General features: G+C 72.9%; 20 protein-coding genes. 1 reads left to right on the top strand and 19 read right to left on the bottom strand.

Going from position 1 to position 20,776, the window contains the following annotated elements:
• Nucleotides 1–11: 11 nt before the first annotated feature.
• From nuoL to AW16_RS0110480, 19 genes are all read right to left on the bottom strand, one after another.
• Entirely contained in the window at nucleotides 12–2,009 is a 1,998-nt protein-coding gene (gene nuoL / locus AW16_RS0110570; protein ID WP_029290206.1) for an NADH-quinone oxidoreductase subunit L, read from the bottom strand.
• Between the two features lie 10 nt (nucleotides 2,010–2,019).
• Nucleotides 2,020–2,319: an NADH-quinone oxidoreductase subunit NuoK gene (gene nuoK, locus AW16_RS0110565; RefSeq protein WP_029290204.1), complete on the bottom strand. Its 300-nt coding sequence runs from the start codon at nucleotides 2,317–2,319 to the stop codon at nucleotides 2,020–2,022.
• A complete protein-coding gene (locus AW16_RS0110560; protein WP_081861596.1) occupies nucleotides 2,316–3,269 on the bottom strand; it encodes an NADH-quinone oxidoreductase subunit J in 954 nt (317 codons plus the stop codon). Before AW16_RS0110560 ends, nuoK begins: the two co-directional genes overlap by 4 nt.
• Entirely contained in the window at nucleotides 3,266–4,087 is an 822-nt protein-coding gene (gene nuoI, locus AW16_RS0110555; protein ID WP_034648779.1) for an NADH-quinone oxidoreductase subunit NuoI, read from the bottom strand. The genes AW16_RS0110560 and nuoI overlap by 4 nt, the downstream gene beginning before the upstream one ends.
• Nucleotides 4,080–5,432, bottom strand: coding sequence for an NADH-quinone oxidoreductase subunit NuoH (gene nuoH, locus AW16_RS0110550; RefSeq protein WP_051681863.1), 1,353 nt, complete (start codon nucleotides 5,430–5,432; stop codon nucleotides 4,080–4,082). The genes nuoI and nuoH overlap by 8 nt, the downstream gene beginning before the upstream one ends.
• A complete protein-coding gene (locus tag AW16_RS0110545) occupies nucleotides 5,432–8,014 on the bottom strand; it encodes an NADH-quinone oxidoreductase subunit G (RefSeq protein WP_029290196.1) in 2,583 nt (860 codons plus the stop codon). The genes nuoH and AW16_RS0110545 overlap by 1 nt, the downstream gene beginning before the upstream one ends.
• Complete coding sequence (gene nuoF / locus AW16_RS0110540; RefSeq protein WP_029290194.1) at nucleotides 8,011–9,348, bottom strand: NADH-quinone oxidoreductase subunit NuoF; 1,338 nt, start codon at nucleotides 9,346–9,348, stop codon at nucleotides 8,011–8,013. Before nuoF ends, AW16_RS0110545 begins: the two co-directional genes overlap by 4 nt.
• Entirely contained in the window at nucleotides 9,348–10,226 is an 879-nt protein-coding gene (gene nuoE / locus AW16_RS0110535; RefSeq protein ID WP_029290192.1) for an NADH-quinone oxidoreductase subunit NuoE, read from the bottom strand. The genes nuoF and nuoE overlap by 1 nt, the downstream gene beginning before the upstream one ends.
• The gene (locus AW16_RS0110530; RefSeq protein ID WP_029290190.1) at nucleotides 10,226–11,566 is read right to left on the bottom strand and encodes an NADH-quinone oxidoreductase subunit D; all 1,341 of its coding nucleotides are present in this window, start codon (nucleotides 11,564–11,566) and stop codon (nucleotides 10,226–10,228) included. Before AW16_RS0110530 ends, nuoE begins: the two co-directional genes overlap by 1 nt.
• Nucleotides 11,563–12,480, bottom strand: a complete 918-nt coding sequence (locus AW16_RS0110525; protein WP_369794781.1) for an NADH-quinone oxidoreductase subunit C — start codon at nucleotides 12,478–12,480, stop codon at nucleotides 11,563–11,565. The genes AW16_RS0110530 and AW16_RS0110525 overlap by 4 nt, the downstream gene beginning before the upstream one ends.
• Nucleotides 12,477–13,028 carry an NADH-quinone oxidoreductase subunit B family protein gene (locus AW16_RS0110520; protein WP_029290186.1) on the bottom strand — a complete coding sequence of 184 codons (552 nt, stop codon included), beginning with the start codon at nucleotides 13,026–13,028 and terminating at the stop codon, nucleotides 12,477–12,479. Before AW16_RS0110520 ends, AW16_RS0110525 begins: the two co-directional genes overlap by 4 nt.
• 28 nt (nucleotides 13,029–13,056) lie before the next feature.
• On the bottom strand, nucleotides 13,057–13,419 hold the full coding sequence (locus AW16_RS0110515) for an NADH-quinone oxidoreductase subunit A (RefSeq protein ID WP_029290184.1): 363 nt from the start codon (nucleotides 13,417–13,419) through the stop codon (nucleotides 13,057–13,059).
• Between the two features lie 46 nt (nucleotides 13,420–13,465).
• Nucleotides 13,466–14,761 carry a geranylgeranyl reductase family protein gene (locus tag AW16_RS0110510; RefSeq protein ID WP_029290182.1) on the bottom strand — a complete coding sequence of 432 codons (1,296 nt, stop codon included), beginning with the start codon at nucleotides 14,759–14,761 and terminating at the stop codon, nucleotides 13,466–13,468.
• A gap of 322 nt (nucleotides 14,762–15,083) precedes the next feature.
• Complete coding sequence (locus AW16_RS18440; RefSeq protein ID WP_029290180.1) at nucleotides 15,084–15,884, bottom strand: LPXTG cell wall anchor domain-containing protein; 801 nt, start codon at nucleotides 15,882–15,884, stop codon at nucleotides 15,084–15,086.
• Entirely contained in the window at nucleotides 15,881–16,510 is a 630-nt protein-coding gene (locus tag AW16_RS0110500; RefSeq protein ID WP_081861594.1) for a signal peptidase I, read from the bottom strand. The genes AW16_RS18440 and AW16_RS0110500 overlap by 4 nt, the downstream gene beginning before the upstream one ends.
• 1 nt (nucleotide 16,511) lies before the next feature.
• Nucleotides 16,512–17,066: a hypothetical protein gene (locus AW16_RS0110495; protein WP_029290178.1), complete on the bottom strand. Its 555-nt coding sequence runs from the start codon at nucleotides 17,064–17,066 to the stop codon at nucleotides 16,512–16,514.
• A 27-nt stretch (nucleotides 17,067–17,093) separates the two neighbouring features.
• Nucleotides 17,094–17,585 carry a hypothetical protein gene (locus AW16_RS0110490; RefSeq protein WP_029290177.1) on the bottom strand — a complete coding sequence of 164 codons (492 nt, stop codon included), beginning with the start codon at nucleotides 17,583–17,585 and terminating at the stop codon, nucleotides 17,094–17,096.
• A 14-nt stretch (nucleotides 17,586–17,599) separates the two neighbouring features.
• Nucleotides 17,600–18,214: an alternate-type signal peptide domain-containing protein gene (locus tag AW16_RS17720; protein WP_051681862.1), complete on the bottom strand. Its 615-nt coding sequence runs from the start codon at nucleotides 18,212–18,214 to the stop codon at nucleotides 17,600–17,602.
• 209 nt (nucleotides 18,215–18,423) lie between these two features.
• A complete protein-coding gene (locus AW16_RS0110480; RefSeq protein WP_029290174.1) occupies nucleotides 18,424–19,122 on the bottom strand; it encodes a demethylmenaquinone methyltransferase in 699 nt (232 codons plus the stop codon).
• 130 nt (nucleotides 19,123–19,252) lie between these two features.
• Between AW16_RS0110480 and AW16_RS0110475 the strand changes: the two genes are divergently transcribed.
• Nucleotides 19,253–20,581 carry an isochorismate synthase MenF gene (locus AW16_RS0110475; RefSeq protein WP_029290173.1) on the top strand — a complete coding sequence of 443 codons (1,329 nt, stop codon included), beginning with the start codon at nucleotides 19,253–19,255 and terminating at the stop codon, nucleotides 20,579–20,581.
• Nucleotides 20,582–20,776 lie beyond the last annotated feature (195 nt).

Genomic DNA, 20,776 nt, shown 5'->3' with positions numbered 1-20,776 from the left:
GGGTGCGCTCCTCAGCTCTGGGTGACCAGGACGGCGACGACGAGGACCACCAGACCGAGGAGCATCGTCGCCGCGTACGAGCGGACGAAGCCGGTCTGGGTCTTGCGGAGCAGGCGGCCGAGGCCCACGCTCGACTGCCCGACGCCCACCGCGGCGCCGTCGACGACGGCCTTGTCCGCGTACACGAGCGTGCGGGTCAGGTGCTGGCCGGGCTCGACCAGCAGGGCGTCGTTGACGACGTCCTGGTACAGGTCGACGCGGGCGGCGCGGGTGAGCGCGGTGCCGACGGGTGGCGTGACGGGCACGGTCGAGATCGCGTAGCGCCGCCACGCGATGACCGCGCCGACGACCACGACGAGCAGCGTGAGCCCGACGAGCACCGGCGCAGCGAGCACCGGGTCGCCCTCCTCGTGGCTGCCCGTGACGGGTGCGAGCCAGTCGACGAAGCGGTTGCCCAGGCCCAGGAACGCGCCGAGCGCGACCGAGCCGACCGCGAGGATGATCATCGGCCACGTCATGAGCGCCGGGGACTCGTGCGGGTGCTGCGCGCTCCCGTCGGCCTTCGTCGACCAGCGCTTCTCGCCCTCGAACGTCATGAAGAACAGGCGCGACATGTAGAACGCCGTGATGCCCGCCCCGAGCAGCGCGACCATGCCGAACACCCACGCGCGCCACGTGTGGCCGTCGGTCGGGATGAACGCGGCCTCGATGATCTTGTCCTTCGACCAGTAGCCCGAGAACGGCGGGATGCCGAGGATCGCGAGCCAGCCCGCCATGAACGTCAGGTAGGTGATCTTCATGTACCGCGCGAGCCCGCCGAACCGGCGCATGTCCACCTGGTCGTCCATGCCGTGCATGACGGACCCGGCGCCCAGGAACATCCCGGCCTTGAAGAAGCCGTGGGTCACGAGGTGGAAGATGGCGAACGCGTACCCGACGGGGCCGAGGCCCGCGGCGAGCACCATGTAGCCGATCTGCGACATGGTCGAGGCTGCGAGCGCCTTCTTGATGTCGTCCTTCGCGCAGCCGACGATCGCCCCGAACAGGAGCGTGATCGCGCCGACGACCACCACGACGAGCTGCGCGGTGGGTGCGGCGTCGAAGATCGCCGACGAGCGCACGATGAGGTAGACGCCCGCGGTGACCATCGTCGCGGCGTGGATGAGCGCCGAGACGGGTGTCGGGCCCGCCATCGCGTCCCCGAGCCACGACTGCAGCGGGAACTGGGCCGACTTGCCGCACGCCGCGAGCAGCAGCATGAGGCCGATGCCCGTGAGCGTCGCGGTGCTGACTCCCGACATGTCGGCGCCGAGCACCGTGGAGAAGTCGACCCCGCCGAACGTCGAGAACATCAGCCCGAGCGCGACCACGAGCCCGATGTCACCGATGCGGTTGGCGACGAACGCCTTCTTCGCGGCGACCGCGTACGGCGTGCGGTGGTTCCAGAACCCGATGAGCAGGTACGAGGCGAGGCCCACGCCCTCCCAGCCGACGAACAGCAGGAGGTAGCTGTCCGCGAGGACCAGGACCAGCATCGCCGCGACGAACAGGTTGAGGTACGCGAAGAACCGGCGCCGGTCGCGGTCGTGGTCCATGTACGCCACGGAGTACACGTGGATGAGCGTCCCGACGAACGTCACGAGCAGCACGAACGTGAGCGACAGCGGGTCGAGCCGCATGCCCGCGTCGAGGTGGAACGCGCCCGCGTCGATCCACGTGCCGAGGTGCACGTCGAGCACGCGCTCGCTCGCGTCGCGGCCCAGGATCGCGAGGAACGTCAGCAGGCCGACGACGAACGCGCCCGTCGACGCGAGCACGCCGAGCCAGTGGCCCCAGCGGTCCGAGCGTCGGCCCGCGAGCAGCAGGATCGCCGCGGACGCGAGCGGGAGCCCGACGAGCAGCGGCGCGACGGCGTAGATGCCGCCGCGCACGGGCTGCGCACCGGAGCTGATCTCCGAGATCGGCAGCATGGTGGGGGCGGACGCCGCCCACGTCATCAGGGTGTGCACGGTCCGCCCCTCAGCTCTTCAGCAGGTTCACGTCGTCGACCGAGGCCGAGCGCCGGGTCCGGTAGATCGACACGATGATCGCGAGCCCGACGACGACCTCCGCCGCGGCGACGACCATCACGAAGAACGCGAGCACCTGCCCGTCCAGCGCGCCGTGCATGCGGGAGAACGTCACGAGCATCAGGTTGGTCGCGTTGAGCATGAGCTCGATGCCCATGAACACGATGATCGCGTTGCGCCGCAGCAGCACGGTCGCGGAGCCGATCGAGAACAGGATCCCCGACAGCACGAGGTAGTTGGTGAGGTTCACCGGGCCTCCTCCCCCGTCGTCGTCGGGCCGTCGGTGCCCGCACCCGCGGCACCGTCCGGTGGTGCGGAGCCGCCGGGCGTCGTCGCGAGTTCCGGGTCGGGTGTCACGTCACGCGCCGCACCGCCCGCCAGCACGCGGTCGATGCGCGCCGCGTACTCGTTCGCGTCGGCCTCCTGACCGCGCACGCGCAGCACGCGCGGCACCGAGCTGTCGATCGGGTTGCCGTACGGGTCGAGCGCGGGGACGTCCATCGCGTTGTGCCGCGCGTACACACCGGGCGCCGGCAGCGGCGCGAGGTGGTGGCCGCCGGCGACGCGCAGGTCCGCGAGCTCGCGCTGGCCACGCTTCGGCGTGAGCCGACGGCGGTGGCTCATGACGAGAGCTCCGAGCGCGGCCGTCACGAGCAGCGCGCCGACGACCTCCATCGCGAACACGTGGTCCGAGAAGATGAGGTGCGCGACGCCCACCGGGTTCGAGTCCGCGTTCGCCTCGCCGAGGCCCGTGGGCACCGGGTACGTCGCCGCGAGCAGGACGCCCCCGAGCACGACGAGGAGGCCGAGCGCGGCGATCACGCCGATCCAGCGCTGCCCGCGGATCGTCTCGACGAGCGAGTCCGCGCTGTCCACGCCCACGAGCATGAGGACGAACAGGAACAGCATCATGATCGCGCCGGTGTAGACGACCACCTGCACGACCCCGAGGAACACCGCGCCCTGCGTCACGTACATGAACGCGAGCGAGATCATCACGACGATGAGCGACAGCGCCGCGTGCACGGCCTTGCGGGCGAACAGCAGGCCGAGCGCCGCGATCACCATGATCGGCGCGAGCACCCAGAACAGGACCGCCTCGCCCGTGGACGCACGACCCGCGGTGTCGACGGCCGCGGGCAGGGCGGTCGGCAGCAGCGCGGGCAGGTGCGCTGGCAGGTGCGCCGCGAGCGGGCTCATCGGGCGCCCTGCTTGTTCGCGCCCGCCACGAGCCGCGCCATCTCGGCGGCCGTCTCGCCCGGCACGTTCGCGGCCTCGACGCCGGCGCCCTCGGGCAGCGTCGGGTCGTCGGGACGGTGCTCGCGCACCCACGCGCGCTGCGCGTCCGTGGGGCCGCTGACCTCGCCGCGGTAGTACTCGGTGTCCGTCGTGCCCTCCACCATCGGGTGCGGCGCGGCGAGCATGCCCTCACGCAGCGGGGCGAGCAGGTCCTGCTTCTCCCAGATCATGCCCGCGCGGGTCGGACCGGCGAGCTCGTACTCGTTGGTCATCGTGAGCGCGCGTGTGGGGCACGCCTCGATGCACAGGCCGCAGAAGATGCAGCGCAGGTAGTTGATCTGGTAGACGCGGCCGTAGCGCTCGCCGGGCGAGTGCTGGTCGTCGGGCGTGTTGTCAGCGCCCTCGACGTAGATGGCGTCCGCGGGGCACGCCCACGCGCACAGCTCGCAGCCGATGCACTTCTCTAGGCCGTCCGCGTAGCGGTTGAGCTGGTGGCGCCCGTGGTACCGCGGCTTGGCCGGGACCTTCTCGGAGGGGTACTCCTCGGTCACCGTGCCGCGGAACATGTTCGAGATCGTGACGCCGAACCCGCCCACGGGCGCGAACGCCGCGCGCAGCCCGGTCGCCGGGGGAACGACCGAGCGGTACCCGTCGGCCGGTGCGCCGACCTCGCCGGCGGGCTTGCGCGGGGCGACGCCCTTGCCGGGCGCTGTCGCTCCAGGCGCTGCCTTGCCGGGCGCTGCCTTCGCAACGGCCGGCTTCTTGCGCGGTTCAGCCACCGTGCACCTCCGGGGTGGTCTCGGACGGGTCGGGCGCCCCCGCGGGCACGCTCGCTGCCGCGGTCACGCGGCCCTTGCGCGGAGAGGGCGGGAGCACCTGGCCGGGCAGGGGCGGGACGGGGTAGCCGGCCGCGAAGGGGTCGAACTCGCGCGGCGCCGCGGCCTTCGTCGGCTCCGGCGCCTTCTTCTCGGGGAAGAACAGCGAGACGACGATCGCGAGCACCAGGACCCCCGCGAGCACGAACAGCCACGTGCGCAGGTCGAGGTCGCTGAAGTCGCGCAGCCCCTTGAACGCGGCGACCGCGACCAACCACACGAGCGCGGCCGGGATGAGGAGCTTCCAGCCGAGGTTCATGAACTGGTCGTACCGGAAGCGCAGCACCGAGCCACGGACCCAGACGAAGAAGAACATGACGGCCCACAGCTTCACCAGGAACCACAGCACGGGCCACCAGCCCGTGTTGAACATGCCGTCGTTGATCAGCGAGATGCCGAACGGTGCGCGCCAGCCGCCGAGGAACAGCGTCGTCGCGACCGCGGAGACGTTGAGCATGTTGATGTACTCCGCGAGGAAGAACCACGCGAACTTCATCGACGAGTACTCGGTGGTGTACCCGCCGACGAGCTCGCCCTCGGCCTCCGGGAGGTCGAACGGCAGGCGGTTGGTCTCGCCGACCATCGAGATCACGTAGATGACGAACGCGGGCAGCAGCGGGATGAACCACCACAGCTTCGTCTGGGACGACACGATCTGCGACGTCGACATCGAGCCCGCCATGAGGAACACCGTGACGAGCGACAGGCCCATCGCGAGCTCGTAGCTGATGACCTGGGCCGTGGAGCGCACGCCGCCGAGCAGCGGGTACGTCGAGTTCGACGCCCAGCCGCCGAGCACGATGCCGTACACGCCTACCGACGCGCACGCAAGGATGTAGAGCACCGCGACCGGGAAGTCGGTGAGCTGCAGCGGCGTGTGGTGGCCGAAGAGGTTCACCGCCGGGCCGAGCGGGATGACCGCGAACGTCAGCAGCGAGCAGAACACCGCGATCATCGGCGCGACGAGGTAGACGATCTTGTCCGCCGCGGAGACCGTCATGTCCTCCTTGAACAGGAGCTTCATGGCGTCGGCGAGCGACTGCAGCAGACCGAACGGGCCGTGCACGTTGGGGCCGGGACGCACCTGCATGCGCGCGACGACCTTGCGCTCGAACCAGATCGCGAACAGCACGCTCGTCAGCAGGAACACGATGATGACGACGGCCTTGATGACCCACAGCCACCACGTGTCCTGGCTGAAGTCCGCCGTCACGGGCGCGACCGCCGCGCCCAGCATGCCCGCGTGCATCAGGCCTCCCCGAGGGTGGTGATGGTGCTCGTCGTGCCGGCACTCGCGATCCGCACGAGCGTGCCCGAGTCGGCGTGCAGCGTGTCCCGCACGGCCGAGCCCGGCGCGTTCGTCGGCAGCCACACCACGTGGTCCGGCATGTCGCTCACCGCGACGGGGATCGTGACGGTGCCCGCGTCGGTGCTCACGGCCAGCAGGTCGCCGTCCGCGACGCCCGCCGCGGCGGCGGTGGCCGCAGACACGCGGGCGGTCGGGCGCTTGGCGGTGCCCGCGAGGTGCGGCTCGCCCTGCTGCAGGCGGCCCGCGTCGAGCAGCTGGTGCCACGTCGCGAGCACGGCCGTGCCCGGTGCGACGGCGGGCGGCTCGGCGGCCTCGACGTCGGGCGCGGCGACGCGGGCGCCCGACCAGCCGCCGACACGGTCCAGCTCGGCGTGCACGTCGTTCACGGTCGCGAGGCCGAGGTCCACGCCGAGCTCGGCCGCGAGGCGGTCGAGCACGCGGTGGTCCGGCAGCGCGTGCGAGACGAGCGCCTGCGGGAACGGACGCGGGCGCCCCTCCCACGTCACGAACGTCCCGGGCTTCTCCACGGGGGGCGCGACGGGCAGCACGACGTCCGCGCGCTCGGTCACCTCGGAGGGCCGCACCTCGAGCGAGACGAGGAAGCCCACGCGGTCCAGTGCGTCGCGCGCGAGCGCCGGGTCGGGCAGGTCGGCGGGGTCCACGCCCCCGACGACGAGCGCGCCGAGGCTGCCGTCGCGCGCGGCGGCGACGATCTGCGAGGTCGACCGCCCGGGTACCGCCGGCAGCTCGTCGACGCGCCATGCCGCGGCGAGCTCGGCCCGCGCGGCGTCGTCGGCCACCGGGCGCCCGCCCGGCAGCAGCGTCGGCAGCAGGCCGGCCTCGACCGCACCGCGCTCGCCGGCACGCCGCGGCACCCACGCGAGCCGGGCACCGGAACGGGCGGCGAGCCGCAGCACCGCGGAGAACCCGCCCGGCACGCCTGCCAGTCGCTCGCCGACGAGCACCACGGCACCGTCGGCCGCGAGCATCTCGGCGGCGGACCCGAGCTCGTCGTCGGCGCCGTCGACGATCCCGTCGAGCACCTCCGCCTCGGTCCCGGGCGCCGCTGCGAGCAGCGTGCCGTTCAGACGCGTCAGCCCGCGCGTCGCGAGCGCCGCGACCGAGAGCACGCGCGTGCCGTGGTGCAGCGCCGCCGCGCGCAGGCGCAGGAACAGGACGCCGGCCTCCTCCTCGGGCTCGAGCCCGACGAGCAGCACCGCGGGCGCCCGGTCCAGGTCCGCGAACGTCACCTCGAGCGTGCGGCCCGCGACGTGGTGGGCGAGGAACGCCTCCTCCTCGTCGGAGTGCGGTCGTGCGCGGCCGTCGACGTCGTTGGTGCCCAGCGCGACGCGTGCGAGCTTGCCGTACGCGTAGGCGTCCTCGAGCGTGAGCCGCCCGCCCGCGAGCACGCCCACGGACTCCGCGGCGCGCAGGCCCGCGGCCGCGGCGCCGAGCGCCTCGACCCAGCTCGCGGGCTCGAGCTCGCCGCGCGAGCCGTCGGCGCCGGGACGCCGCACGAGCGGGGTCGTCAGGCGGTCGGGCGCGGACTGCCAGGTGAACGCGAAGCGGTCCTTGTCGCTGATCCACTCCCGGTTCACGGCGGGGTCGTCGCCCGCGAGCCGGCGCAGCACCACACCGCGGCGGTGGTCGACGCGGATCGCGGAGCCGTTCGAGTCGTGCTCCGAGATGCCCGGCGTCGACACGAGGTCGAACGGGCGCGAGCGGAACCGGTACGCGGCGCTCGTGAGGGCACCGACCGGGCAGATCTGCACGGTGTTGCCCGAGAAGTAGGACGCGAACGGCTTGCCGCTGACGTCCTCGGTCGACTCGCCCACGGGCGCGTCGCCGACGTAGCCGAGCACCTGGGTGTCGAACGTGCCGATCTGCTGCTGCGCACCGCGCTTCTGCAGGTCGATGAACGCGTCGCCCGCGATCTCCTCGGAGAACCGCGTGCACCGCTGGCACAGCACGCACCGCTCGCGGTCCAGCAGGATCTGCGTGGAGATCGAGATCGGCTTGGGGAACGTGCGCTTGACGTCGACGAACCGGCTCGTGGCGCGCCCGTTGCTCATCGCCTGGTTCTGCAGCGGGCACTCGCCGCCCTTGTCGCACACCGGGCAGTCGAGCGGGTGGTTGATGAGCAGCAGCTCCATGACGCCGTGCTGAGCCTTGTCCGCCTCGGCGCTCGTGTGCTGCGTGCGCACGTCCATGCCGGGCGTCGCCTCGAGCGTGCACGACGCCTGCGGCTTGGGCATCTTCGCAGGGTTGCCGTCGCGGCCGGGTGCCCACACCTCGACCAGGCACTGCCGGCACGCGCCCGCGGGGGCCAGCAGCGGGTGGTCGCAGAACCGCGGGATCTGGATGCCCAGCTCCTCGGCGGCGCGGATCACGAGCGTGCCCTGGGGGACGCTCGTCTCGATGCCGTCGATCGTGAACGTGACGGTGTCTGCCGGCTCCTGCGGCGCGGCGGGCGGGGCCGCAGGCACGAGCGGCGTGGTCGGACCGGCCGACGTGATCGTCATGCGTGCACCCCCGCGAGGGCCGCGCCGGAGCGCGGGCGGTAGTCGAACAGCGCGCTGCGCTCGGGCGGGAACAGCACGTCGGCTGGCGTGTGGCAGCCCGCCTCGAACTCCTCCCGGAAGTACTTCACGGCGCTCGTGATGGGGCTGGTCGCGCCGTCGCCCAGCGCGCAGAAGGCGCGGCCGAGGATGTTGTCGCACAGGTCGAGCAGCAGGTCGATGTCCTGCGGCGTGCCCTGCCCGCGCTCGATGCGCTGCAGCACCTGCGCGAGCCAGAACGTGCCCTCGCGGCACGGCGTGCACTTGCCGCACGACTCGTGCTTGTAGAACTCGGTCCAGCGCGTCACGGCGCGCACCACCGAGGTCGTCTCGTCGAAGATCTGCAGCGCGCGCGTGCCGAGCATCGAGCCCGCCGCGCCGACCGACTCGTAGTCGAGCGGGACGTCGAGGTGCTCGGCGGTGAAGATCGGGGTCGACGAGCCGCCGGGCGTCCAGAACTTCAGCTCGTGCCCCTCGCGCACCCCACCGGCCATGTCGAGCAGCTCGCGCAGCGTGATGCCGAGCGGGGCCTCGTACTGCCCGGGCCGAGTCACGTGGCCGGACAGCGAGAACAGGCCGTGGCCCGTCGAGCGCTCGGTGCCCATCTGCTTGAACCAGTCGGCGCCGCCGCGCAGGATGCCCGGCACCGAGGCGATCGACTCGACGTTGTTCACCACCGTCGGCCGCGCGTACAGGCCCGCGACCGCGGGGAACGGGGGCTTGAGGCGCGGCTGACCGCGCAGTCCTTCGAGCGAGTCGAGCAGCGCGGTCTCCTCGCCGCAGATGTACGCGCCCGCACCCGCGTGCACCGTGATCTCCAGGTCGAAGCCCGAGCCGAGGATGTCGGTGCCCACGTAGCCGGCCGCGCGCGCCTCGGCGACCGCGGCGAGCAGCCGGCGGTACACGTGCACGACCTCGCCGCGCACGTAGACGAACGCGTGGTGGCAGCCGATCGCGTAGGACGTGATGATGACGCCCTCGATGAGGTCCTGCGGGCTGGCCAGCATGAGCGGGATGTCCTTGCAGGTGCCCGGCTCGGACTCGTCGGCGTTGACGACGAGGTAGCGCGGACCGCCGTCCGGCGCGGGCAGGAAGCCCCACTTCATGCCGGTCGGGAAGCCCGCGCCGCCGCGGCCGCGCAGGCCCGAGTCCTTGACCATCGTGACGACGTCGGCCGCCTGCATGCCGAGCGCGCGCCGCAGGCCACGGTAGCCGCCGCCCTGCTCGTACGTCGACAGCTTCCACGACTGCTCGGCGTCCCACCGGTCGCTGAGCACAGGGGTGAGGGTCGTGCCCATCACTGCTCCTTCGCGTCTCGGGAGGCCTGCTGCTTCTCCTGCGCGGCCGACGAGGCGTCGCCCGCGGTCGTCGCCGGCCGCTCGGCGCTCGACTGCTCGCCGCCGGTCTTCGGCTCGTGCGTCGAGCCGCCGCCGCGAGCAGCGGTCCGCGACGAGCCGCCGCCCTCCTCGCCCGGGAACGCCGGCGCGCGCCAGTCGTTCTCGCGTGCGAGGACCGTGCCGCGGATCGTCGGCTCACCGGCCCCGACGCCCTCGTCGGCCCGGCCGTCGTCGAACCCGGCCAGCACGCGCGAGACCTCGCGGAACGTGGCGACCGAGTCGGCGCCGCGGGTGGGGGCGACGGGCTCCCCGGACCGGAGACGGTCGACGACGTCGGCGACCGACTCCGGGGTCTGGTTGTCGAAGAACTCCCAGTTGACCATCACGACCGGCGCGTAGTCGCAGGCTGCGTTGCACTCGACGCGCTCGAGCGTGATCTTGCCGTCCTGCGTGGTCTCGTCGTGCCCGATGCCGAGGTGGTCGCACACGTGCTCCCAGATGGCGTCACCGCCCATCACGGCGCACAGCGTGTTGGTGCACACGCCCACGGTGTACTCGCCGTTGGGGTGGCGCTTGTACTGCGTGTAGAACGTCGCCACGGCGGACACCTCGGCCGTCGTCAGGCCCAGGTGGTCGGCGCAGAACGCGATGCCCCGCGGGCTCACGTAGCCGTCCTCGGCCTGCACCAGGTGCAGCATCGGCAGCAGCGCCGAGCGCTCCTGCGGGTAGCGCGCGACGATCGCGTCCGCGTCCGCCGCGAGGCGCGCGCGCGTCGCCTCGTCGTACGCGGTGCGGTGCGTCTGGCCGTTCGTGCGGCCGACGACGGGCTCGACGGTCATCAGCGGTCCACCCCTCCGAGCACCGGGTCGATCGACGCGACGGCGACGACGACGTCCGCCACCTGGCCGCCCTCGCAGATGATCGACGTGGCCTGCAGGTTGTTGAACGACGGGTCGCGGAAGTGCGCGCGGTAGGGGCGCGTGCCGCCGTCGGACACCAGGTGGACGCCCAGCTCGCCGCGCGGGTGCTCGACGGTCTGGAACACCTGGCCGGCGGGGACGCGGAAGCCCTCCGTCACCAGCTTGAAGTGGTGGATCAGGGCCTCCATCGAGGTGCCCATGATCTCGCGGATGTGGTCGAGCGAGTTGCCCATGCCGTCCGTGCCGATCGCGAGCTGTGCGGGCCAGGCGATCTTCTTGTCGCCCACCATCACCGGGCCCGGGTTCTTCTCGAGGCGGTCCAGCGCCTGCTCGACGATCCGCATCGACTGGTAGATCTCCTCGAGCCGCACCACGATCCGGCCCCACGCGTCGGCGTCCTGCGACGTCGGGACGTCGAAGTCGTACGTCTCGTACCCGCAGTACGGGTCGGTCTTGCGCGCGTCGTACGGCAGTCCCGCGCTGCGCAGCATCGGCCCGGTGATGCCCAGGGCCATGCAGCCCGCGAGTCCCAGGTAGCCGACGCCCTTGGTCCGCAGGTGCAGGATCGGGTTGGCCAGCATGAGGTCCTCGAGCTGGCGCACGTAGTGCCTGACCTGCACGAGCGCGTCGCGCGTCTGCTGGACCGCACCCGGGGGCAGGTCCTGCGCGACGCCGCCGGGGCGGATGTACGCGTTGTTCATGCGCAGGCCGGTCACCAGCTCGAAGATCTTGAGGATCTCCTCGCGGGCCGTGAAGCCGACCGTCATGATGGTCGTCGCGCCCAGCTCGTTGCCGCCCGTCGCGATGCACACCAGGTGCGACGTGATGCGGTTGAGCTCCATCATCAGCACGCGGATGTCGCTCGCCCGCTGCGGGATGTCGTCGGTGATCCCCAGGAGCTTCTCGACGCCCAGGCAGTACGCAGCCTCCTGGAACAGCGGCGCGACGTAGTCCATGCGCGTGCAGAACGTGACGCCCTGCGTCCAGGTGCGGAACTCCATGTTCTTCTCGATGCCGGTGTGCAGGTAGCCGATGCCCGCGCGGGCCTCGGTCACCGTCTCGCCGTCGATCTCGAGCATGAGCCGCAGCACGCCGTGCGTCGACGGGTGCTGCGGACCCATGTTGACGACGATGCGCTCCTCGCCCAGGCGCGCGGCCTCCTCGGCGATCTGCGACCAGTCGCCGCCCGACGCCTCGAAGCTGGGGATGCCCGCCGTCTCGTCGTCGACGATGTGGCCCGTCGCGTGCGTCGTGCTCATGAGTAGGACCTCCGCTGGTCCGCGGGCGGGATGGTCGCGCCCTTGTACTCGACGGGGATGCCGCCGAGGGGGTAGTCCTTGCGCTGCGGGTGGCCCGGCCAGTCGTCGGGCATCTCGATGCGCGCGAGGCCGGGGTGGCCGTCGAACACGATGCCGAAGAAGTCGAACGTCTCGCGCTCGTGCCAGTCGTTGGCCGGGTACACCGACACCGTGGAGGGGACGTGCGGGTCCTCGTCGGGCACCGCGACCTCGAGCCGCAGCCGGCGGCCGTGCGTCACCGACACCACGTGGTAGACCGCGTGCAGCTCGCGGCCCGTCTCGTGCGGGTAGTGCACGCCGCTCACGCCGAGGCTGAGCTCGAAGCGCAGGTCGTGGTCGTCGCGCAGGTGGCGGGTCACCTCGACGAGGTGCTCGCGGTGCACGTGCAGCGTGAGCTCGCCGCGGTCCACCACGACGTGCTCGACCGCGTTCGCGTACCCCGTGCCCGACGCGTCGAGCAGCTCGGTCAGCACGTCGACGACCTCGTCGAACCAGCCGCCGTACGGGCGCTCGCTCGGACCGGGCAGCACGACCGTCGTGACGAGGCCGCCGTAGCCCGACGTGTCGCCGCTGCCGTGCACGCCGAACAGCCCGTGCCGCACGTCGACCACCTCGAGCGGGGTGCGCGCCGCGACCGTGTCGTCGGCCGGCACGTTCTGGGAGCCGGCCTCGAGGGCCGCGGCCGTCGCCGACTGCGCCGCCGCGGCGTCGCTCGTCGCGCCCGCCCCCGGCTTGGCGGCCTGTGCCGCGTCCGCCTTGTCGCCCGTGGTCGCCGTCGTCGCCTGCTCGTCGCGCGTCGCGTCCTTGGGGGCGGTCACGGGCGCGTGCGGGGCGCCGACGTCGTCCTTCTTCTCGTCGGTCACGTCGTCGCTCACCGCAGCAGGCCCGTCATGTGCGACGTCGGTGTCGCCGCGAGCGCGGCGGCCTCGGCGGCGGCGGCCGCCTCCTGGCGGTTGACGCCCATCGGCTCCTTCGAGATCTGGTCGTGCAGCGTGAGGATCGCGTTGATGAGCATCTCCGGGCGCGGCGGGCAGCCCGGGAGGTAGACGTCCACGGGCACGATGTGGTCGACGCCCTGCACGATCGCGTAGTTGTTGAACATGCCGCCCGAGCTCGCGCACACGCCCATCGACAGGACCCACTTGGGCTCGGACATCTGGTCGTAGACCTGCCGCACGACGGGCGCCATCTTCTGGCTCACACGGCCCGCGACGATCATGAGGTCGGCCTGGCGCGGGGACGCCCGGAACACCTCCATGCCGAAGCGCGACAGGTCGTAGCGCGGCGCGCCGGCGGCCATCATCTCGATCGCGCAGCACGCCAGTCCGAACGTCACCGGCCACAGCGAACCCTTGCGGAAGTAGCCGACGAGGTCCTCGATGGTCGTCAGCAGGAACCCGGAGGGTGCCTCTTCGATACCCATGCTCAGGCCGTCCTCTCGCTCGTCGTGCTCAGTCCCACTCCAGCCCCCCGCGGCGCCACTCGTAGACGAACGGCACCGTGATGAGCACCAGGAACATCAGCATCGCGACGAGACCGAACATCGCGAGGTCGCCGAAGCTCACGGCCCACGGGTAGAGGAACACCACCTCGATGTCGAACACGATGAACGTCATCGCCACCAGGTAGTACTTGATCGGGAACCGCCCGCCGCCGATCGCGTGCGGCGTGGGCTCGATGCCGCACTCGTAGGCCTCGAGCTTCGCGCGGTTGTAGCGCTTCGGGCCGATGACGGCGCTCGCGCTCACGCCGCCGAGCGTCAGCACGGCGGCGATCCCCATGAGGATCAGCAGCGGCACGTACGGGTTGGTCATCGTGCGTGGCTCCTCGACGTCGAGGTACGGGGGGCGAGCTTGCGGGTCATGCGGCGGGCGCGATCCGGGCGAGGGCGGAGATCGTCCTGTCCACCATGTCACCACCACGGGGTTCGTAGCAGTCCGAGAGCAGCTTCAGGACGAACTTCATGAGAAGCGGACGCGGCAGCCCGTACCGGGTGCAGACGCGCATGACCTCGGGGTGCTCGATGAGCCGCACGAACACCCGGCCGAGCGTGTAGTACCCGCCGAGGTCGTCCTTCATGCGCGTCTGGTACGTGGCGAACGCGCGCTCGCGCCCCGCGGCCGAGCCGCGTGCGAGCCCCTGCGCGATCGCGTCCGCGGCGACCCGTCCGGCCTGCAGCCCGTACGCGATGCCCTCGCCGTTGAACGGGCTCACCATGCCGGCCGCGTCGCCCGCGAGCATGAGCCCGTTGCCGTACAGCGGGCCGCGGTTGAAGCCCATCGGCAGCGCCGCGCCGCGCACGGGGCCCAGCTGGTTCTCGTCGGTGAACTCCCACTCGGCGGGCGCGTTGCGCATCCACGCGGCGAACAGCGCCTTGTAGTCCACCTTCGTCGCGGCGGCCGTGGAGCTGACCGAGCCGAGCCCGACGTTCGCGGTGCCGTCGCCCAGGGAGAAGATCCAGCCGTATCCGGGCATGAGCGTCGAGCGGCCCGGCTCGCCGTCCCACAGCTCGAGCCACGACTCCATCCACGGGTCGTCGTGCCGCGGGGTCCGAAAGTAGGTGCGCACGGCGACGCCCATGGGTCGGTCGTCGCGCTTGGCCAGGCCCACGCCGGTGGCGAACCGCGCGCTCACGCCGTCGGCCGCGACGACGACCGGCGCACGGAACACGACGTCCTCGCCCGCGCGGCGCCCGTTCGCGTCGACGGGGCGGGCCGTGGCACCGACGACCCGGCCGCTGCGCTCGTCGCGCACCGCGCCGACGACGTTGGTGCGCTCGTGCACCTTCGCGCCTGCGGAGCGCGCGTGCTCGACCAGCAGGTGGTCGAACGACATGCGCGCACGGGCCAGGCCGTACGACGGGTACGACGAGATCTCGGGCCACGGCAGCTCGATGCGGTGGCCGCCGCCGATCACACGCAGGCCCTTGTTGCGGATCCAGCCGTCCTGCTCGCGCAGGGGCAGACCCATGCGCACGAGCTCGGCGACCGCGCGGGGGGTCAGGCCGTCGCCGCAGATCTTGTCGCGCGGGAAGGACGCCTTGTCGAGGAGCAGGACGTCGAGGCCCGCGGAGGCACAGTGGAAGGCGGTCGCGGCCCCGGCGGGACCCGCTCCCACGACGATGACGTCCGCGTCATCCGTCGCCCTGCGCACCATGCTCGACCTCGTTTGTGACGTCGTTCACTATCGGCTGCGGCGACTATAGCCACGCGTTCTGGGGATGTCTGCGAAGGTATGGCTAACCTCATGCAGCCGGGTGAAGAAGGCCCCGTGATCTGGGGCTTCAGCGGCCGACGAGCCTGCCCCGTCCACGCCCACGCATCGCCGGCGTGTCGACGCGCGAGACGCCGTCTCACCACGTGGCGCAGGCCCCGGCGCCTCGTCACCACCTGCCGTGGCCGCCGATCGGGTGGAGAGCCGCGCGTCGGACGAGCCCCCTCCGAGATGACCACGGGGCGCGGCGGTCAGAGCGTGGCGGTCAGGGCTCGTCGTCGGCGCGTCGGCGGCGGGCGAGGAGCAGCAGCGCCCCGACCACGACCGCGCCCAGCGCCGGCCACACCAGGTCGGCCGCGTCCGACCCCGTGTGCGCGAGACCGTCCCCCGGTGCCGCGCCGCCCGACGCGGTCGGAGACGGCGCGGGCGTGGACGGCGGGCCCGACGTGGGCCCGCTGGGCGACGGGGTCGGTGGGTCGGGCGTCGGGGTGGGCGGGTCGGCGGTCGGGGTCGCGCCGGCGCCGTCTGCCGTCTGCACGAGGAGCACCGCGTCGAGCACGTGCGTGACCTGCGAGCGCGCCCCGAGCGCCGCGTCGGCGTCGAACGTCACGGCGAGGTCGAGGCGGACGGTCGCGCCGGCCGCGACGCCCGGGCCGTGCCACCGCGTGCCGCCCGCCACCGGGTGCCCGTCGACGGTCAGCTCGAGCGCACCCAGGAGGGAGTCGGCTCCCGACCCGAGGCCGTGCGCGGCCGCGAGGTCCACGCGCGCGGGGTCCGACGACGTGTTGCGCACCCAGAGGGTGCCGGCGAGCGTGTCGCCGGGGACGGCCACGTCGACCCCGGCGAACAGGCGCCCGGGGATCGTCGTGCCCCAGGTGACGCCGTCGGTCGAGAGCAGCAGCTGGTCGGCCGTCGCCGCGGCAGCGGCCGGCAGCACCGCGGGGCCGAGCGCCGCCGGCAGCAGGACCACCAGGCCCGCGAGCACCGCCGTCAGCGCCGGCCCGCGGCGCGCACGCCCGACGAGCCCGCGCCGCGCCGCACCCCGCCCCGCCGGCCCGCGCGTCACGAGGCCGTCCGGGCGCGCCGTCGTCGCTCCCGCGCGCCTGCGACGAGGAGCACGCCGCCGTACGCGATGAGACCGCCGGCGACGGCCTTGAGCGCCCACCCGGGCCGGTTCGCTCCCACCCACGTGTTGACGTAGCCGAGGTAGGGCACGTGGTAGGCGACGACCCCGCGCACCTGCACCGCGAGCACGGGATCGTCGTCCGCGTTGTTCGCGTCGCCGCGCGTCAGGAACACGTGCGAGCCGTCGGACTGCGTGCCGACGCCCACGACGCGGTGCGTCACCACCTCGGGCTGCTCCGAGTGCAGCTGGTACGTGACGACGTCGCCGATGTCGATCCGGTCGACGGGGGTCGGACGCGTCACGACGAGCGTGCCCGGCGGCATCGTCGGCTGCATGCTGCCCGTGAGGATCGTGTACGGCGTGGCCCCCAGCAGGAGGGGCACGACGACGAGCGCCAGGGCGAGCAGCACCGCCGCCGCGAGCGCCGCGCCCGAGACCACGCCGCCGAGGGCACGCACGACCCCGAGCCGCTCGTCGCGCGGCGCGCGCGAGTGGCGCGGCGCGGCGCCGGCCGCGAGGTCGATGGTCGCCTCGGGGACGCTGTCGGGGGCGGTCTGCGTCGTCATGTCAGGCGCACGACATCTCGTAGTACGGGAAGATGATGAACGTCTTGCGGGTGGCCTTCACCGTCTGGGTCAGCGCCGTGGACGACCACGTCACGGACGTGTAGGCCTTCTGGGCCACGACCGTGACGGTGTAGGTCGTCGTCGCCGACGGGTCGAGGTCGGTGTTGACGAGGTTGAGCGTCAGCGCGGTCCCGGCGTCGACGTCGAGGACGGTCCCGTCGCTGCCGACGACGTGCACGAGGTACCTGGTGGGCGTCGTCGTCGCGGCGCCCCAGGTGAGGTCCAGCGAGCTGTTGTACGCGAGCAGCCCACCGCCGTTGGACCGCGGCGTGCAGCCGAACGTCCCCGTGGGCGGGGGCACCGCCGCCGCTGCCGCCGCCACCGTCGGCAGCGTCGAGCCGACCGTCCACCAGGCCCACGCGGCGCCACCGCCGCCGAGCACGAGGGCCGCGACCACAGCGAGGAGGACGGCCGCGGGCCGCCCCGCGTGGCGCGCGCGGCGACGCCACCCGCGGCGCGCGGTGCGCTGCGGTGCCGTCGCTGCTGCGCTCTGCACTGCTCGAACCTCCGGCATGGGCGGGCGTCAGTTGGTGGGCTGGTTGCGTGCCTGCACGACGATCGCGATCGACGCGGGGGTCGACTGGACCGTGCTCGGTGCGGTGGTCGAGAGGCTCACGGTCACGCACACGTAGACCGTCGAACCGTTGGCCTGCGTGGCGCTCCACGCGTCGGCGGCGACAGCGGTCGTCGTGCAGCTCGACGTGGCCGTGCCGGTGGCCGTCGTGTAGGCGACCGTGAGGCCGCTCATGGTCGACGCGCCCGTCGACGACGGCAGCTGGTACTGCCAGCGCCCGTTGCCCGAGTGCGTCAGCTTCGCGACGCCCTGCCGGGTCGCACCCGGCGTCAGCGCCGTGAGCGTGGGTGCGGTCGCCCACGTCGCCGAGAGCGAGATGTCCCCCGCGGTGAGGGACGTCGCCGCGGTCGACGCCGTGCGGGACCACGCCGCGAAGGCCGCCGTGCCACCCGCGAGGGTGAGCACGACGGCCGTCGCGAGCGCGATCCAGAGGCGACGCACGGAAGGTGTGACCGTCAGGGGGCGACGGCCGGCGCGGTCTGCTTGAGCGTGGCGGTGACCGCCGGGACACCGACCGCGACGGTCGCGCCGTTGCGGGCGGTCGTCTCGCCCTTGAAGATCACGACCGACGTGATGTTCGCGTTGGGCGCCGCGGGGGTGCCGGTCGGCGTCACGTTGATGTTCCCGCCCGATGCGGTCAGGCCCGTCGCGCCGGAGACCGGGGCGACGGACGACGTGAGCGTGAAGTTCGACTCCGAGCCCGAGGGCGTCGTGGTGAGCGCGCTGCCCGCGGCGGTGAGCGTCGCCGTGAGGTGGTCACCGATCGCGGTGATCGTGACCGGCGTGACGAGCACGACGCAGTCGCCCGGGACGATCCTGACGTTCGCGATGTTCGCGATCGACTTCGAGGTGTCGGCCGCGGTGCACGTCACCGCGTTGGTCGTCGTGTTGATCGTCGCCGAACCCCAGTACCACTGGCCCGTGCCGGTGGCGACGTTGAGGTCACCGGCCGTCACCGTCTGTGCGGCCGAGCTCGCCTGCACCTGCCACGCCGCGAGCGTGCCCGCACCGCCCAGCAGGAGCGCGACGCCGGCACCGATCGCCAGCGCGCCCTTCGTCGTCTTGCGCATGTCCTTCTGCCTTCCGTCGTCCGGTCCGGCGCGTCGCCGTTACGGATCAGGTCGGAAGGATGCCGGGGCCGGATGACGGCCCCGGCGAGTTGTTCACCCGTCCAGGACGCTTGTCCGGGTGCCACCACCCAGGCCGTTCACCCCGGCAAGCGCTTTCCCGCCCATTTCGGGCACCTCGGGCGCAGGGCCGAACGGGTGACGGCCCCGCGTCAGGAGGTCGGCTTGACGCCGCGGTGCAGCGCGACGATGCCGCCCGACAGGTTGCGGAACGCGACCTGCTCCCAGCCCGCGCGCTTCACGAGCAGGCCCAGCTCGCGCTGGTCGGGCCACGCCTGGATCGACTCCGCGAGGTACACGTACGCGTCGGGCTCCTTGGACACCGCGCGCGCGACCGGCGGCAGCGCGCGCACCAGGTAGTTCGCGTACACCGAGCGGAACGCCTTGTTCTTCGGCGTCGAGAACTCGCACACGACGAGCCGGCCTCCGGGCCTGGTCACGCGCAGCATCTCCGCGAGCGCGGCCGCGGTGTCCGGGATGTTGCGCAGGCCGAACGAGATCGTCACGGCGTCGAACGACTCGTCGGCGAACGGCAGCTGCAGCGCGTTCCCCGCGACGAACGGCAGGTCCGGTCGGCGCCGCTTGCCGACCGCGAGCATCCCCTGGGACAGGTCGCACGGCAGCACCCGCACGCCGGCGTCGGCCATCGGCTCCGACGACGTCCCCGTGCCGGCCGCCAGGTCCAGCACGGTGTCGCCTCGCTCAGCGCCGACCGCGGCGATCGTGGCGCGCCGCCAGTGCCGGTCCTGACCGAGCGAGATGACGTCGTTCGTGCGGTCGTAGCGGCGGGCGACGCCGTCGAACATCTCGGCGACCTCGCGGGGGTCCTTGTCCAGGCTGGCTCGCGACATGCCGTCCATCGTCGCAGGTTCTCGCACGACGTTCTCGCACGACGTACTCGCGCGGGCCGGCCGTGACGTCCGTCGCACCCGGGCCGCCCGGAGCGTGGTCCAGACCGGAGCAGGCATACGCTGGACGACGATGAGCACGCTGACCTCCGCGGACGCCCTGACGGGCGGTGTGCCGCTGCCCCTCGTCGTGCGGACCGTCGCGCTCGACCGGCTGCACGACGGCGCTCCGGCCGCCGCCGACCTGCTCGACCTGCTCCCCTCGGACGCACCGCTCGCGTGGGTCCGGCGCGGCGACGGCCTCGTGGGCTGGGGGCAGGCCGCGCGGTTCGAGGTCGGCGGCTCGGGGCGGTTCGCCGATGCCGAGCGTGCGTGGCACGAGCTGCTCGCCCACGCCGTGGTGCGTGACGAGGTGCGGCTGCCCGGCACGGGTCCGGTCGCGTTCGGGTCGTTCGCGTTCGACGACGAGTCCGCCGCGGGTGGCGTCGTCGTCGTCCCGCAGGTCGTCGTCGGCCGGCGCGGCGACCGGACGTGGCTCACGACGATCTCCGCAGGCGCTCAGCTCGGCCCCGCACCGACGCTCGCGGACGTCGTCCGCCCCCGCACCTCGCCCGTCGACCCCGGCCGCGTCGAGTACGACGACTCCTCGGCAGACGACTGGGCCGACGTCGTCGCCCGTGGCATCACGGCGATCCGCGCGGGCGAGGTGGACAAGGTGGTGCTCGCTCGCGACGTGCACGCGCGCACCGAGCGCCCGCTCGACGTGCGATGGGCGCTCGGGCGGCTCGCCGAGCGGTACCCCTCGTGCTGGACGTTCAGCGTCGACGGCATGCTCGGCGCGACGCCCGAGCTGCTCGTGCGCTCGGAGAAGGGTCTCGTGCAGTCGCGCGTGCTCGCGGGCACCGTGCGCCGGACCGGGGACGACGACGCCGACGTCGCGCGCGCCGCGATCCTCGCCCGCTCGTCGAAGGACCTCGAGGAGCACGAGTACGCCGTGCGGTCGGTGGCGCGCGCGCTCGAGCCGTTCTGCTCGTCGAGCAACGTCCCCGACGTGCCGTTCGTGCTGCACCTGCCCAACGTGCTGCACCTCGCGTCCGACGTGACAGGGGTGCTCGCCGCGCCCGGCGACGCCGCGGAGCACCCGTCGTCGCTGGCCCTCGCCGCGGCGCTGCACCCGACCGCCGCGGTGTGCGGCACGCCGACCGACGCGGCGCGCGAGCTCATCCGCCGCGTCGAGGGCATGGACCGCGGGCGGTACGCCGGGCCCGTCGGGTGGTTCGGCGCCGACGGCGACGGTGAGTGGGGCATCGCGCTGCGCTCCGGCGCGGTCGACCCCCACGACCCCCGGCACGTGCGGCTGTTCGCCGGGTGCGGCGTCGTCGCCGCGTCCGACCCGGCGGCCGAGCTCGCCGAGTCCCACGCGAAGCTCGTGCCGATGCGGTTCGCGCTCGCCTCCGACTGACGTCGCGCCGCCCTGCACACCCCGAGCACGCACCGGCCCGCGCCGAGCGCGTATCCCACGCGCCGAGCGCGCACTGCCCGCGGCGCGCGCTCGCGGCGTACGACCCGCGCTCGAGGACGGTCGCCGTGGCGCTGGCGGGTGGGCGGTAGCGGGTGGGCGCAGGGGGCGGGTGGTGGCAGGTGGCGGGTGGTGGCG

The sequence above is a fragment of the Cellulomonas sp. HZM genome, assembly GCF_000708885.1.
GTDB lineage: Bacteria > Actinomycetota > Actinomycetes > Actinomycetales > Cellulomonadaceae > Cellulomonas.
Note: the sequence above shows the minus strand (reverse complement) of the source record. Positions and strands in the feature narration are given on the sequence as shown.

Coding starts and splice junctions, on each gene's coding strand:
- AW16_RS0110500 (WP_081861594.1), bottom strand. CDS start 16,510: ATGACGACGCAGACCGCCCCCGACAGCGTCCCCGAGGCGACCATCGAC.
- AW16_RS0110545 (WP_029290196.1), bottom strand. CDS start 8,014: ATGACGATCACGTCGGCCGGTCCGACCACGCCGCTCGTGCCTGCGGCC.
- AW16_RS0110530 (WP_029290190.1), bottom strand. CDS start 11,566: ATGAGCACGACGCACGCGACGGGCCACATCGTCGACGACGAGACGGCG.
- nuoF (WP_029290194.1), bottom strand. CDS start 9,348: ATGGGCACGACCCTCACCCCTGTGCTCAGCGACCGGTGGGACGCCGAG.
- AW16_RS0110515 (WP_029290184.1), bottom strand. CDS start 13,419: ATGACCAACCCGTACGTGCCGCTGCTGATCCTCATGGGGATCGCCGCC.
- AW16_RS17720 (WP_051681862.1), bottom strand. CDS start 18,214: ATGCGCAAGACGACGAAGGGCGCGCTGGCGATCGGTGCCGGCGTCGCG.
- AW16_RS0110475 (WP_029290173.1), top strand. CDS start 19,253: ATGAGCACGCTGACCTCCGCGGACGCCCTGACGGGCGGTGTGCCGCTG.
- nuoH (WP_051681863.1), bottom strand. CDS start 5,432: ATGCACGCGGGCATGCTGGGCGCGGCGGTCGCGCCCGTGACGGCGGAC.
- nuoE (WP_029290192.1), bottom strand. CDS start 10,226: ATGACCGTCGAGCCCGTCGTCGGCCGCACGAACGGCCAGACGCACCGC.
- AW16_RS0110480 (WP_029290174.1), bottom strand. CDS start 19,122: ATGTCGCGAGCCAGCCTGGACAAGGACCCCCGCGAGGTCGCCGAGATG.
- AW16_RS0110520 (WP_029290186.1), bottom strand. CDS start 13,028: ATGGGTATCGAAGAGGCACCCTCCGGGTTCCTGCTGACGACCATCGAG.
- AW16_RS0110560 (WP_081861596.1), bottom strand. CDS start 3,269: ATGAGCCCGCTCGCGGCGCACCTGCCAGCGCACCTGCCCGCGCTGCTG.
- AW16_RS0110510 (WP_029290182.1), bottom strand. CDS start 14,761: ATGGTGCGCAGGGCGACGGATGACGCGGACGTCATCGTCGTGGGAGCG.